Below are 13,188 nucleotides of genomic sequence, written 5' to 3' on the forward strand. Positions count from 1 at the left end.
ACGACATAAAAAAACATCTCCGAAGTGATACTTAGCTAGTTAATTTAGATACACTTTCCAATAGATGCAAAGGAAGATGCTCGATTCGAACCTTACCTCCTTCCGGTTGCATGTTATCGAAATTAATAATGCAAGGAGTTCCAGGTTGTCCTTTTAAAGGCTCTATCATTTCTTCTAGAAAACCAACGCTTTCGGTTAATTCAGGAAGTCTAATTTCTATCAAAACTAGGTGTATTCTATTGATAGATTGCTGCAATTCCTCAAAATATGGGTTTACCACAAAGTAATGAGGCAGCTGGATAATTTCACTTTCCACAAGTAAACTCCACGAATCGTAGTTACTAAGTAAGGAATCCCTGTTAAATTGAACTTTAAACTCTTTAACGCTACCTCCGTTTGCCTTATCCTCCCTATCAGTTATCGTGAAATTCCCAACCGGCATACCGCAATGTTGAGAGTAATTCCTTAATTTATAAAGAAATCTATAGGAGAAATGAGAGTCATACTCATTCGAACATGCAGATTTAAATATTTTAACTTGGTCAGCATTTTTTCCGTATGTTCTCTTTAAAAGAGCTTCTGTGTGATCCAAGTAAGTTCTGAATGAAGATAGATAATTAAGAATACATCTATTGATTTTCAACATTATTATTTCAAGGTTCATCCCACCATTATCTAGCCTTCGAACATGATCGCTCATGCATTTTTCTATTGTTAGAAAAATATCATCAAAATTCAAATTAACAATGGTGTGTAATTGTTGGTCTATCTGGAACTCTGCAATTTTTCCTGTGTGCTTTTTATACTGAGTGTACATTTCATCAGTCAATTCATCTAACCCAGTGAGATTACTCTTTCCCATCAATCCTATACTCCAAGCCACGTCCTCGCCCCCTGTTACTATTATTAACTTCTGCACTAATAACAAAAATCCTCTATTATGTGGCAGATTGAGGCGCATAAAGCAAATGACTCACGCTCACAAAAAGAAGAGTTGGACGCACTTCCAACTCCCCGACCTACCTTCCATAGTATCACCGAATTTTATTTCATGAAATTATGGAACATCTGGCACATTTGGCACTTCTGGAACATTTACCATCTTCCGGATAACGGTCTCTTGGATTCTTTGAATATTCGTGTTAGAAACCCCATGTGTCGCCCGATCAAACGTAATCATATAAATCTGATCCTGCACTATTTTTATCTTCGGCTCATAATCACTAATCTTCTTCCACCGCTTCTCCCTTCTCGAAAACTCTGATAAATAGGATCGCTATGACCATGACCACCTACCGCTTTCGGCATGGCCGCTTCTAATCCATACTGTGCTGTCAAATTCCCGCCGATTTCATTTAGACCTTCCCGCATCACTTTCACCGAATTTATCATCCAGTGATAATCCTTCAACAACTGCTCAATCTGCTTCTCCGTCATAAGCCCGCCCCCTATTTATCGTCTACGGATTGCCCCATTTTCCCGATTGTACATCTGTCAATTAGTACCCATCAATTCAGCCCATTCCCTATCTGTCAGCTGTTCCGACGACGCGCCCCTTGTCCTAGTATTCTTTTCTTCTACATCTCCTGTACGAGCATCAGAAATCCCTCTTTCAACCAGTTCCGTTTGGGACGATTTCACTTCTCTCACTCCTTATTTTTGAAATAAAAAAAGAGGACAACAAATGACACAGCGCAATACTGTAATCAATCGTTGTCCTCTGGTTGGCCAGGGGGACTATTTTAATTTAATTTTTATTTGTCGAAGTTCACTTTCCGCTTCAGAAATAAATACTTTAACATTTTCATGGGCATGTTTTATCGTAGATAAATTTATTTTAAATTCATCATAATGACTGCTCCAATGTATATAATCAGTCCTAGTAGGCTTCATTAAATCGTCAATCAAAAATTCCACATCGAACTGCAGAACCTTAACCGCTTCTTTTGCAACTATATAAGTATGATAATGCTCATATGGTAAGGCGTGGTAGTTGAGTATTGATATTTCTCTAGAAATTATTTCAATATTTTTCAAGTAGCCTTTCGCAAAGTCAATAGTCCCTCTTTGAAAAGCACCCTCCCTTAGATCGTCGTGCGATATTTTCGACTCTAATTTTTCACCGAGTTCTATAATGGCGTTTGTCCTAGCAACGAAATCTGCGCCTATTTTCAAGTGGGCATTAATATCTTGTCTCTGCTTATATAAACTATCATGCCTTAATTGCTTTTTAACTGACAAAATTGTAAACATCCCTGCTAGAAATGCTCCTAAAAATGCCCCAATTAACGTTCCCGTACCAGTTAACCACGCATCTGGCGTAACACAAGACCAAAAACCTATACAGGATTCTTTCAAAATTCCTCCCCCTCTTCCCTCCGCATCCGTCTCACTTTTCCCTGATGCGTCACAATCCTATATTCACCATGCTCCGGAAGCTCCCTAACTTTCGCAATACCCTCCGAAATCACTACCACACAGTTCATTGGTAGTTCCATTATACCAATTCCTAACAATAATGCATCCTGACAGATGTTCCAACCTGAGGATTCTTATGATGGCTGACATTAATTGTCGGCTTTTTAATTTGTCCAATTTTAATAAACGCATAGCTTAACTGGGACAACATAATCCATAAAAGCATCAGCAAATATAGACTTATCAATCAGTTCCTTTAAAACACCTGAATAATAGCCTACAATATTGCGTATCATCTTCTTTTTCGTTTCTTGTGTCGTTATGTTTAACGCTCGTAGCTAACTGTGAGAACATATCGCCTTTATTTTCATGAATACTGAATCTCATTATTCAAGTTGACTGTGATTTGTACACTCCATAGAGCTCTCTAGCAAGTTTTGCGTCATTCCCTACTGTTGGTTTCAATAGAGATTTCAAACGCTCTTAAAGAGTCCTAGACGGCTCTGGGCGGTACGCATCATGTAATGATAGATTTTTATTCTCTTTAGTTACTAAAAATTTTAGAGATAACGTATCGCTTTCGGATTTGGACGCTTGGTGACTTGGCGTATCTACCCTCTTATTAAAGGAGCACCCACTTGTTTATAGGCGTAGTTAAACAAGCCTTGTCTAATCATATTTTTTTCGATATAAGTAGGCAATACAAAATGAGTGCTCTTTTTAGTTATAGTTGAGTGCTTCATTATGTTGTGAGAACTGAAACGGTTTTACAAGAGAAGGTGCTTCCAACACCTCTAGGCTCTTTTTTTCATTTATCCCGTTTATTCAAATTCATTAATGGACTGTGCATCCTTCCCATCTCTACAATTTTCTCATCTTGAATTGAGTCCAAATAAATTTTTGTTATATCCATAGTCGAATGACCTAAAAGTCGGCTAAGCGTATAAACGTCCAACTTCATTCTCAGCTGTTTTTGTGCAAAATAATGGCGCATAGTATGAGGTGAACATCTAATACTCTTCCTAACGTTTGCACGCTCTCCTGCAATCCTTACAACCCGTTCCAACGCTTCAACGGTCAATGGTAGACTTCGATAAGAAACAAAGTAGTTACTGTGAGTGAGAAGCTTGTCCTTGAAATAAAAGTCTTTCATACGTTCGTACTTAATCATGTTTTTCTTCAAAATCGGACTAATTGGAACATATCTTTCTTTTCTTCCTTTTCCTTTAATTTTTATATTCGTATCTAAAATGTCTATATGCTCAATACCAATTAATTCTGATGCCCGTATGCCCAAATCAGCGAAAAACATTAAAATCATTTTATTCCTCATATGCATCCATGAAGTAGGTTTGTAGACTTGAATCATTCTTCCTATTTCAGCATCATCAAATGTGTGAATAACTGTTTTCTCTTGCTTTAACCAACCCACTTTAAGACATGGGTTATTTTCTTTTGTAATGTAATTCTCATCCATACAATAATTAAATAATGTTCTAATATTTCTCAGGATCCCATTTATATAAGTTGCCTTTCTATCTATCTTCTTCAAATACATGAAATACGATTTAATATGCTGTGCTTTAACTTTTTCTAATTCAGTAATGTTGAAATCGGCTTCTATAAATCTAAAAAAAGCCAAATTGTTGTTTTTATACCCTTTAATCGTTCGAGGTGAATAATTCTTAACTTCGATATCATATAAATATTCTTCTAAAATATCCTCCAACAACAAAAAAGACACCTCCTAATAAGATTGTTTTTCAACAATACTTGTAGGAAATGTCTTTAATTGAATGTCATAAGTTAAAAGGCTAATTTTCAGCGTGTATATCGTAACAAAATGAGATTACATGCTGAAAATTAAAACTAAAAACCTTTTAAAATCCTTGGTACATCAACGTTTTGCAGATTTAATCTTTCAATTCTGCATTATGGTAAACGTCTTGAACGTCGTCGTTATCTTCAAGGACTTCTAGCATTTTTTCAAACTGCTCTTCATCTTCTCCGCTTAAAGCGGTATACATAGAAGGGATCATCTCAATTTCTGCAGAAATAAAATTGATTCCTTCCGATTCAAGTGTTTCTTTTACTGTTAAAAAATCTGATGGTTGTGTGATGATCTCAAAGCCATCTTCCGTTGAATCGATATCATCAGCCCCAGCTTCAAGCGCAGCCATCATGACGGCATCTTCATCAGTGTTGTTCGTCCGTTCAATGAAAAGACGTCCCTTGCGAACAAACAGGTAACCTACTGAACCCGCTTCTCCAAGATTACCGCCATTTTTACTGAAACCCACCCGAACATTCGGAGCAGTCCGATTACGATTTTCTGTTAAACAGTAAACGAGAACAGCCACTCCACCGGGGCCGTATCCCTCATAGATGACTTCTTCATAGTTTTCGTCTGCACCCGACCCACTTGCTTTATAGACCGCACGTTTAATGACATCATTCGGAACATTGACGCTTTTTGCTTTTTCAATAGCCAGGCGAAGAGCTGCGTTCGAATCCACATCCGGACCACCTGTTTTTGCCGCCACAAAAATCTCTTTCGACATCTTTTGAAACACCTTACCGCGTTTTGCATCTTGTGCACCTTTACGATTTTGTATGTTTTTCCACTTCGAATGCCCTGCCACCTGACATTACCCCCTATATGTTAATCCGCTCTATATCATACCATAATTTCGGCCAATGAGAGAGTGCGGATTTTGTAAAAGGGATTAGCTGTTTCGCTTGCCTCTCCCTAGCTGACGGTGTCAGGGAAAAGAAGTGTAGCCATTCGCGGAGCAGTTCATTTGGAAAAAGAAGCAACGTCTTTGATGCATGATCGAGCTTTTGCAGTGAAGGTTGTTCATCAAATAAAAAATCAATATCATATCCGATTTGGGGAAGCACACGATGTATCCAAAGGGCAATTTCAGTACCCGCTGGACCAGTGCTTGCCAAATCGAAATCGATAAAACGAATACTCCCTTTTCTATCGCGAAGAATATTATGATGGACGACATCCCCATGTAGCAACGTTCCATCCAAGTTGTCTTTATAGGTTTTCTTTACTGAGCTAATCGCGTTTAATGCATAAAACAAGATTTCATCGACATAGCCTTTTCCAATATACGCCTCACATGCTCCGCCAATTTCGCGGAATCGACTTATCCGATCTTCCCACTTCGCGATGAGTGGGTACGGATGTAAATAAGGTGAGGCATGCCAGTCGAGTTGTGCATTCGTTTCATGAAGAGCATGAAGAGCAGCAAGCGAATCTGTACGATCTGCTCTTTTTTTAAAATTAACTGCTTTAGCGCCATCCAACCAAGGTTGAACAAACGTCAGCTGATTTTCTTGCTTAATAACATCTACAACATGTGGAAACGATACAGATCGGAGTGCCTGATGTATACGATGTACTTTCATGGCAGTGGAGCTGGAATGGTAACGTTTCACCGAAAATCGATTTCCGTCTTTCTCCAACTTCCACACATTATCTTTTATTTTTTCTAATTTCCCGTCCGGCCCCATAGGCCTTTCAATACGCTCCATACCAGTTCGGTCCGTTATAAGGCTGAGCCATTCCGCTATGCGGTGCTTGTTGCATGCATGTAGGGCATCCACATGGCTGCCCGTAATATAGCGGAAGCATCATTGGCTGGTGACATGGTTGTTGTTGGTGGTGATGATGGTGCTGTTGCTGTTCGTTACATCCTGGGCACCCACATCCGCATCCAGGCGGTGGACTCGGCTGTTGCATGGGATAACCGAATTGTGCAGGATTCCATTGTGTTTCAGCCGCTGGTGAAATTAACTGCGGTATATAGCTTTGCTCAGGAGGACACGGAACAGGTGGCTGTAGGTCAAATTCTGGTGATTCGTCAAACATTAATGCGGGTGCAACTGGCTGCTCATCTGGGCACATAGCAGCGTGCGGCATGACAAAACCAGGTGATTCTGTGGTCATAAACTCTGGTGATTCCATTAATTTCCATTCCTCAATAAGAGGACTTTCTTCTAACTCCATTATAGGTTGCTGAACGGGGAGGATTGGTGATTCCAGTTCAGGCATCGGAAACTGTGTTGATGGTAATGGCATTTGCATTGGCGGAGTAGCATGGTGCATTGGTACCTCCGGACATTGCATCGCTTGAATTTGACCTGAATGCATGAACGGATAACAATCCGCATCATGAATTGGCATCCAGCCACACGGAATCCCTATAATTGGCTGTACGAATGTAGGCATCTGACACGGCTGTACAGGCATTGGCATTGGCATTGGCATTGGCATCGGCATCGGCATTTGCGTTTGCGTTTGCGTTTGCGTTTGCATTTGCGTTTGCGTTTGCGTTGGTGCTGGCATCGGCATCGGCATTGGTGCTGGCATCGGCATCGGCATTGGCATTGGTGCTGGCATCGGCATCGGCATTTGCATTTGCGTTTGCGTTTGCATTTGCGTTTGCGTTGGTGCTGGCATTGGCATTGGTGCTGGCATTTGAGCTGGAGGTGCTGGTATCGGCGGCTCCATTTGCGTTGGAGGCAATGTTATCGGTATAGGTACTGGAGTCGGCGCTTTCGGCAACGGCACTGGAGCCGGTGGTTTCGGCATCGATACCGGAGTCGGCGCTTTCGGTGTCGGTTTTACTTCCGTTTTTGGATGTGGAGGCACATGCCCCTTCCCTTTTTCAGGTTGCTTAACGTGTTCTTTTTTTTCACCTTTCATTTCTTGCTGTCCTACATTATGGTGTTTTTTGGGTAGGAATATTTTCATTCCAGGTACAATATAATCCGGATTGGCAAGATGCGCATTCACCCGCTTTAAATCTTCGAATGGGATACCGTACTGACGCGCAATCTTCCACAGCGTATCCCCTTTTACCACAATATGGACTTCCACTTAAAAAATTCCCCCTTCCATCAACTCATCGTATGAACGGACGCCCGTCTGTGTGACGCTAATTTTAGACGAGATGTCCTCTCTAACCATGTATATGCTGGAATGAGTGGTTTATTCAAAAGGAAAGCGGAAACGACCGGGTAGATGCGACAGGCATAAGAACAGAAAAAACCGGCACTGTCATTTTAAATGACGTGTCGGCAGTTGGTCATATGTATAATAAGATCCGAACGAATTGACAGAACAGTTTAGTGCAGCGAGTTCTTCCAGTGCACCCTTCATCATCGGATGTTCATCAGATTCCATTACATCAATGATAAAGAAATAGTTTCCAAGCCCTGTCTTCATCGGCCTCGATTCAATTTTACTCAAATTGAGCCTGCGCCATGCAAAAACGGATAGTACCTGATGCAGTACCCCTGAACGATCATCTTCAGGCAGTTTCACCATTAATGTTGTTTTAATTTTTTCGGAATGGCCTTCCATTTCCAATAAACCTTTTCGCAATGACACTATGACAAACCGTGTATGATTAAAATGAAAATCATGTATATTTTCTTCTGCGATATGTAGACCGTATTTTTCAGCTGATAACTCGTTTCCGATTGCAGCAATCTTTTCTCCCGGATTCTCGGAAATATATTTGGCGGCAGCTGCTGTTGACGTTGTCTGAATCAACGGGACACGGCGGTAATGATATTGTAAGTACTTATGACATTGAGCAAGAGCATGAGGGTGGGAATTAATGGATTCTAGTTCATTAATAAAGGGAACTTGAGCTTTATTGACCATGAGATGCTGTTTAACTGGAATTGATGTTTCGGCATTGATGAATAGATCTTTGCCATGAAACAAATAGTCAATCGTCATCGGTACGGATCCTTCCAATGCGTTTTCAAGCGGGACAAGCGCATAGGCAACACGCCCTTCCACCACTGCTTCAATGCAATCCGGTATCGTCGGAAACGGAATCAGTCCCGACGATCCAAATAGATTGTTTGCTGCAACATGTGTGAATGATGCTTCTGGCCCTAAATAGGCAACACTTGGTGTATATTTTCCATTTTCCATCCTATGATTCCCCCATCAGAGTGCACCTGAACTGATTAAAATAACTGAATCAACAAAGTCAGGTGATTTCAACCGTTGCAGGAACTCTTCCATTTTTATAGTCATTTCTGTCACGTCCAGCGACAAGGTAATATTAGCCCGAGCCTGGACCGGTATTGTCTGGTGAATTGTCAAGACGTTACATTTCGCCTCCGAGACAATTTGCAATAATGTCGAAAGCGACCCCTTCCGATCTTCGAGCTGAATGAAAATCGTCAGGATACGCTCGCGTGCAATTGATTCAAACGGGTACACAGTATCACGGTATTTGTAAAATGCACTGCGGGACAGGCCTACCTTTTTTGTAGCATCTTGTATCGTTGATTCCTCTCCGCTTGCCAAAAGCCTTTTCGCTTCAAGCATTTTCAGCATCGATTCTGTCAGTACGTCTTCCCGTACAAGGTAAAACTGACCTTCCCCCAACCGCTTCATAGGATGTCCCCCTCCGTGTGCACCACACATTTTGTAATTGCATCGAATCATAAACCAAGTAGTTAATCCATGAATTCAAATTCAAAATCAAGAAGTCGTACGGTATCTCCGTCTTTCGCACCGCGTTCACGAAGTGCATCATCTACACCCATTCCACGCAATTGTCTTGAGAATTTACGGACCGATTGGTCAAAGTTAAAGTCCGTCATTACAAACAGACGTTCAATTGTATAACCAGACAAGATGAATGCTCCATCGTCATCACGTGAAATTTCAAACTCAGGTGCTTCCGCTTCATGTTTATAAAGAACAGAAGTTTCTTTATCTTCATCTTCAATTTCATGCATGGGGAATTCTGAAGTAACTTCAAGTAAATCGACAACAGCATGAAGAAGTTCGTCAAGACCGCTTCTAGTGAGTGCAGAAATCGGGAAAATCATTGCATCTTCATCGTTCAATTTTTGCTTGAATGCTTTGAGATTTTCTTCCGATTCAGGCATGTCCATTTTATTTGCAACAATAATTTGTGGGCGTTCTGTTAATCGCAAGTTATACTGCTCTAGTTCTTCATTGATTGTTAAGAAGTCCTCATATGGGTCGCGTCCTTCAAGCCCGGACATATCGATAACATGGATAATAACTCGTGTCCGTTCAATATGACGAAGGAACTGATGACCTAGACCAACACCTTGGTGTGCCCCCTCAATTAAGCCCGGAAGATCAGCCAATACGAATCCACGGTGATCATCTGTTTCAACCATTCCTAAATTCGGAACAAGTGTAGTAAAATGATAATCCGCAATTTTAGGTTTCGCCGCTGAAACGACAGACAATAACGTCGATTTCCCTACACTCGGGAACCCAACAAGACCCGCGTCCGCAAGAACTTTCAGCTCTAGATTAATCTCGCGATTGACACCAGGTTCTCCTTTTTCAGACAGTTCTGGTGCAGGATTTGAAGATGTAGCAAATCGGCTGTTACCGCGTCCTCCACGACCACCTTTAGCAATGACTGCTGTCTGGCCATGTTCAACAAGGTCAGCGATAATTGTACCGTCTTCAGCATCCGTCACAATCGTGCCAGGCGGAACTTTGACAACTATGTCTTCTGCATTTTTGCCATGCATGTTTTTACTACCACCATGCTCACCGCGTGGCGCCTTGAAATGACGTTGGTAACGGAAATCCATCAGTGTACGCAATCCTTCATCTACGATGAAAACGACGTTAGCACCTTTTCCTCCATCACCACCTGCGGGTCCACCATAGGCGATGTATTTCTCGCGACGAAAGGCAACCATTCCATCACCACCGTCACCGCCTTTAACATAAATCTTAACGTGATCGACAAACATGTATTTTCCTCCTATTGTCCACTGATCGTGAACGTCCATTGATTGTGTAAAATTGTTTCGTGAACAGTAAAGTTTCCAGTCGCTTTTGGTGCTGGAACTTTGTGTTCCATATTCCCCTGGACATTGATTGTAATTGACCAGCTCGTTAAATTGGCTTGGACATCAATTTCCGTCTTATACTCGGAGGTGGGGTCCAGTGTTTTCTCTCCTACACTGAATACGTTTTCCAAATAGGCTACAACTGATTCATCCTCTGCTTCACGTTTGCCAGAAATAATGGTGGACGTCAGTGTAGCGGAATAGGAAACGTAGAGCCAATTGAATTCAGCTAGCCACGTTTCAACAGCAGGCATTCCAAGCCTTTCCAACATCGCTATCTGACGCATCTGTTCTGTTGTATCCATAATTTTTTGTCTTGCTTCGGGTAGTTTATCGAGGTCGATATAGAGCAAGATTAATTGGAGTTCATTTAAAAAATCATGCCTTGCAAATTTTAGCGCTTGCGCCGTGGTTAGCTCTTTGTTCCCCATTTTCATTCACCGCCAACAATTTTCATGTATATAGTATAGCATCTGTTACCTAGAAATGCGCTAGGCGTTCGCTTATACGCAACAGGGCATTAGAGATGAACACTTTTTTTAGCGTTTGAAAAGAGAAAAAGGACTGCACATTTGTATGCAGTCCTTTCTGTCGTACGTATATTATGCTTCCTGAACTTCAGGGTATACGCTAACTTTCTTTTTGTCACGACCATAACGTTCGAAACGAACGACGCCGTCAACTTTTGCGAAAAGAGTATCGTCACCACCGCGACCGACGTTTTCACCTGGATGAATTTTCGTTCCGCGCTGACGATAAAGGATTGAGCCGCCAGAAACAAACTGTCCGTCCGCGCGTTTTGCGCCAAGACGTTTCGAGTGAGAGTCACGACCGTTCCGTGTAGAACCTACCCCTTTTTTCGATGCGAAAAACTGGAGATCTAAACGTAGCATGTATGCCACCTCCTACTATTTAAGGATAATTTTTATATGTTGCCCATAGTCATTCTCAATCGTCTGCAATGAAACAATCATCGCCTTTACAATCAACTGTGTATCGTGATCGTTTTTTTCACTTTCCGGAAAAATGACTTTCAAATAACCGCCGTCCGATCCTTGTAGAATCTCAGGGGTATTGCCTGTTAGTGCAATGATGGCATTAACAGCACCAAACGATACTGCAGATGCTCCCGCACAGACAAGGTCTTTTCCATGTTCCGCGAAATCAGCGTGGCCCGTCATCTCAAAAGAGTTTATACGACCAGTAGATTGGTTCTTGTTTATGATGATTTTGATCATGCCGGCTTACAGGTTGATACCGTCAATGACGATTTTCGTGTATGGCTGACGATGACCTTGTTTTCTGTGGTAGTTCTTTCTTTTCTTGTATTTGAAAACAGTGATTTTTTTAGCACGGCCCTGTTTAATAACAGTTCCTGTAACTGTAGCACCTTCCACGAATGGAATGCCTACTTTCACGTCTTCTCCACCTACGAAAAGAACTTTGTCGAAAGTGACGACTTCGTCAGCTTCACCAGCTACTTTTTCAATGTAGATTTCCTGGCCTTTTTCAACTTTAATTTGTTTTCCACCAGTTTCAATAATTGCGTACATACTTGCACCTCCTCTTATAAATACAGACTCGCCTTCAAAGGTGATCCTACGGATACTTGTACCTTATCAGTGCGGTTGTAGCACGGGTGCTACAAACATTAACATTTGAATATTACCACGTATATTTTTTTATGTCAATCTATTTAATTTAATTTCTGCAAATGCTTTTTCATATTTTCGGAAACGAAAAACGGAGATGTTCTGAATTAGAAGAAATAGCGCGAGAAGAATGTAAGGTAACGTTTTAGGTAATCCTGAAGTTAACAGGATGATTCCCGCGGAAATGAATAGAATGGAATGTAGAAGAAAGATTGACCTAGTACGATAAATTGATCCTTCAGTCTCAAGCAGTGCGCAGATTGCCTGTCCACCGTCAAGAGGAAGAACAGGAAGTAAATTGAGTAAAAGAAGTGCTACCTGAACCTGTATGACCAGGTCGTCACCGGGAAACGGAATCCATATAGCCACTAAAAAAACTACCAGAGTTGCGAGTGGGCCACTGAGCGCGACGATAATACGATCATTTTTAGAAGCTTCATGACGGTTCAAGAAAACGATCTCACCGCCATAAGGCATGATCGTACAAGATCGAATTCGCATGCCTGTAAAATACGCCGCGACCAGATGCCCCGCCTCATGAATAAGCAGTGATATAAAGATAATTGCATATACGGAAATATTACCTGTTATTATTAAAAACAAGAAAAAAGGCAGGAGAACTGGATGAAGCCTGAGTTTCATTTTTTCCCGCCCGAAAGATATGCAGGTAAGAGGGAAGCTTCGATTCTCACACCATCTTGCTTCACCTTAAGGTAAATTGCACCCTCATCCATCAGAGCCAGCGTGTCCCCTTTTTTCACGGCAGTATACGGCAGTTTATAAAATTCCCCGACGAACCCATACGTCACTTCATCTCCGCCTTCATACAGCACTGTGACGGTCTTACCTGATTCGCGGGTGAAGCCAGTGAATATGACAAGTCCATTATCAATTGCGTCAATCGCCATTGGTTGTGTATAGGACACAATCACTCCATCTTTATAGGGCTGCATTGATTCGTAAGCAGATAAAGGGTCTAGCTGTTGCGGATCTCCCATAACTGCAATTTTGTCTGGCCCCGAATCTTTAATGATCGTTGCCACCCATTTCTTCATCGCCACAAAATCTTTCCCTGACGTGACAAATTGCGTTACAGGTTGTTTGATAACACCAGTATCTTCAAGCTTCGCCACACCCAAAACGCCTAGCGTCAGGACAATTGCTACCATCCATTTCGTTTTCCATTTCAAAAGGTCACACCACCCGTTTTTTTTAGTATATGACGCCT

At 41.5% G+C, this 13,188-nt stretch carries 19 protein-coding genes and 1 other annotated feature; all 19 genes read right to left on the reverse strand.

Annotation, left to right across the window (positions count from 1 at the left end):
• Positions 1–31 precede the first annotated feature (31 nt).
• Positions 32–883 carry a hypothetical protein gene (locus AC25Y6_RS12755; protein WP_488143290.1) on the reverse strand — a complete coding sequence of 284 codons (852 nt, stop codon included), beginning with the start codon at positions 881–883 and terminating at the stop codon, positions 32–34.
• A 174-nt stretch (positions 884–1,057) separates the two neighbouring features.
• Complete coding sequence (locus tag AC25Y6_RS12760; RefSeq protein ID WP_488143291.1) at positions 1,058–1,180, reverse strand: hypothetical protein; 123 nt, start codon at positions 1,178–1,180, stop codon at positions 1,058–1,060.
• Between the two features lie 23 nt (positions 1,181–1,203).
• Entirely contained in the window at positions 1,204–1,437 is a 234-nt protein-coding gene (locus tag AC25Y6_RS12765) for a hypothetical protein (RefSeq protein ID WP_488143292.1), read from the reverse strand.
• A 57-nt stretch (positions 1,438–1,494) separates the two neighbouring features.
• A complete protein-coding gene (locus AC25Y6_RS12770) occupies positions 1,495–1,641 on the reverse strand; it encodes a hypothetical protein (protein ID WP_488143293.1) in 147 nt (48 codons plus the stop codon).
• A gap of 96 nt (positions 1,642–1,737) precedes the next feature.
• Positions 1,738–2,358, reverse strand: a complete 621-nt coding sequence (locus AC25Y6_RS12775) for a hypothetical protein (RefSeq protein WP_488143294.1) — start codon at positions 2,356–2,358, stop codon at positions 1,738–1,740.
• Positions 2,355–2,516: an XtrA/YqaO family protein gene (locus tag AC25Y6_RS12780; RefSeq protein ID WP_488143295.1), complete on the reverse strand. Its 162-nt coding sequence runs from the start codon at positions 2,514–2,516 to the stop codon at positions 2,355–2,357. The genes AC25Y6_RS12775 and AC25Y6_RS12780 overlap by 4 nt, the downstream gene beginning before the upstream one ends.
• Before the next feature lie 710 nt (positions 2,517–3,226).
• Complete coding sequence (locus AC25Y6_RS12785) at positions 3,227–4,153, reverse strand: tyrosine-type recombinase/integrase (RefSeq protein ID WP_488143296.1); 927 nt, start codon at positions 4,151–4,153, stop codon at positions 3,227–3,229.
• 178 nt (positions 4,154–4,331) lie between these two features.
• Positions 4,332–5,060, reverse strand: a complete 729-nt coding sequence (locus AC25Y6_RS12790; protein WP_488143297.1) for a YebC/PmpR family DNA-binding transcriptional regulator — start codon at positions 5,058–5,060, stop codon at positions 4,332–4,334.
• 13 nt (positions 5,061–5,073) lie between these two features.
• Positions 5,074–5,964, reverse strand: a complete 891-nt coding sequence (locus tag AC25Y6_RS12795; protein ID WP_488143298.1) for a phosphotransferase — start codon at positions 5,962–5,964, stop codon at positions 5,074–5,076.
• The gene (locus AC25Y6_RS12800) at positions 5,951–7,312 is read right to left on the reverse strand and encodes a LysM peptidoglycan-binding domain-containing protein (RefSeq protein ID WP_488143299.1); all 1,362 of its coding nucleotides are present in this window, start codon (positions 7,310–7,312) and stop codon (positions 5,951–5,953) included. The genes AC25Y6_RS12795 and AC25Y6_RS12800 overlap by 14 nt, the downstream gene beginning before the upstream one ends.
• A 180-nt stretch (positions 7,313–7,492) precedes the next feature.
• The gene (pheA, locus tag AC25Y6_RS12805; protein ID WP_488140350.1) at positions 7,493–8,383 is read right to left on the reverse strand and encodes a prephenate dehydratase; all 891 of its coding nucleotides are present in this window, start codon (positions 8,381–8,383) and stop codon (positions 7,493–7,495) included.
• Between the two features lie 15 nt (positions 8,384–8,398).
• Positions 8,399–8,854: an ACT domain-containing protein gene (locus tag AC25Y6_RS12810; RefSeq protein ID WP_482100844.1), complete on the reverse strand. Its 456-nt coding sequence runs from the start codon at positions 8,852–8,854 to the stop codon at positions 8,399–8,401.
• 62 nt (positions 8,855–8,916) lie between these two features.
• Positions 8,917–10,209: a GTPase ObgE gene (gene obgE, locus AC25Y6_RS12815; protein ID WP_488143300.1), complete on the reverse strand. Its 1,293-nt coding sequence runs from the start codon at positions 10,207–10,209 to the stop codon at positions 8,917–8,919.
• Between the two features lie 11 nt (positions 10,210–10,220).
• Positions 10,221–10,739 (reverse strand): Spo0B domain-containing protein, encoded by a 519-nt coding sequence (locus AC25Y6_RS12820; RefSeq protein WP_488143301.1) that lies wholly within the window; start codon positions 10,737–10,739, stop codon positions 10,221–10,223.
• A 171-nt stretch (positions 10,740–10,910) separates the two neighbouring features.
• Positions 10,911–11,201 carry a 50S ribosomal protein L27 gene (gene rpmA / locus AC25Y6_RS12825; protein ID WP_482100847.1) on the reverse strand — a complete coding sequence of 97 codons (291 nt, stop codon included), beginning with the start codon at positions 11,199–11,201 and terminating at the stop codon, positions 10,911–10,913.
• 15 nt (positions 11,202–11,216) lie between these two features.
• The gene (locus AC25Y6_RS12830) at positions 11,217–11,546 is read right to left on the reverse strand and encodes a ribosomal-processing cysteine protease Prp (protein WP_482100848.1); all 330 of its coding nucleotides are present in this window, start codon (positions 11,544–11,546) and stop codon (positions 11,217–11,219) included.
• 6 nt (positions 11,547–11,552) lie between these two features.
• Complete coding sequence (gene rplU / locus AC25Y6_RS12835; RefSeq protein WP_488143302.1) at positions 11,553–11,861, reverse strand: 50S ribosomal protein L21; 309 nt, start codon at positions 11,859–11,861, stop codon at positions 11,553–11,555.
• 14 nt (positions 11,862–11,875) lie between these two features.
• Positions 11,876–11,948 (reverse strand) — a sequence feature (ribosomal protein L21 leader region).
• Positions 11,949–11,990: 42 nt separating this feature from the next.
• Complete coding sequence (locus AC25Y6_RS12840) at positions 11,991–12,602, reverse strand: site-2 protease family protein (RefSeq protein ID WP_482100850.1); 612 nt, start codon at positions 12,600–12,602, stop codon at positions 11,991–11,993.
• Positions 12,599–13,150: a hypothetical protein gene (locus AC25Y6_RS12845; protein WP_482100851.1), complete on the reverse strand. Its 552-nt coding sequence runs from the start codon at positions 13,148–13,150 to the stop codon at positions 12,599–12,601. Before AC25Y6_RS12845 ends, AC25Y6_RS12840 begins: the two co-directional genes overlap by 4 nt.
• Between the last annotated feature and the right edge of the window lie 38 nt (positions 13,151–13,188).

The sequence above is a fragment of the Sporosarcina sp. Y1004 genome, from assembly GCF_057669665.1.

Coding starts and splice junctions, on each gene's coding strand:
- AC25Y6_RS12830 (WP_482100848.1), bottom strand. CDS start 11,546: ATGATCAAAATCATCATAAACAAGAACCAATCTACTGGTCGTATAAAC.
- AC25Y6_RS12810 (WP_482100844.1), bottom strand. CDS start 8,854: ATGAAGCGGTTGGGGGAAGGTCAGTTTTACCTTGTACGGGAAGACGTA.
- obgE (WP_488143300.1), bottom strand. CDS start 10,209: ATGTTTGTCGATCACGTTAAGATTTATGTTAAAGGCGGTGACGGTGGT.
- AC25Y6_RS12795 (WP_488143298.1), bottom strand. CDS start 5,964: ATGGAGCGTATTGAAAGGCCTATGGGGCCGGACGGGAAATTAGAAAAA.
- rpmA (WP_482100847.1), bottom strand. CDS start 11,201: ATGCTACGTTTAGATCTCCAGTTTTTCGCATCGAAAAAAGGGGTAGGT.
- AC25Y6_RS12820 (WP_488143301.1), bottom strand. CDS start 10,739: ATGGGGAACAAAGAGCTAACCACGGCGCAAGCGCTAAAATTTGCAAGG.
- AC25Y6_RS12760 (WP_488143291.1), bottom strand. CDS start 1,180: ATGATTACGTTTGATCGGGCGACACATGGGGTTTCTAACACGAATATT.
- pheA (WP_488140350.1), bottom strand. CDS start 8,383: ATGGAAAATGGAAAATATACACCAAGTGTTGCCTATTTAGGGCCAGAA.
- rplU (WP_488143302.1), bottom strand. CDS start 11,861: ATGTACGCAATTATTGAAACTGGTGGAAAACAAATTAAAGTTGAAAAA.
- AC25Y6_RS12765 (WP_488143292.1), bottom strand. CDS start 1,437: ATGACGGAGAAGCAGATTGAGCAGTTGTTGAAGGATTATCACTGGATG.
- AC25Y6_RS12840 (WP_482100850.1), bottom strand. CDS start 12,602: ATGAAACTCAGGCTTCATCCAGTTCTCCTGCCTTTTTTCTTGTTTTTA.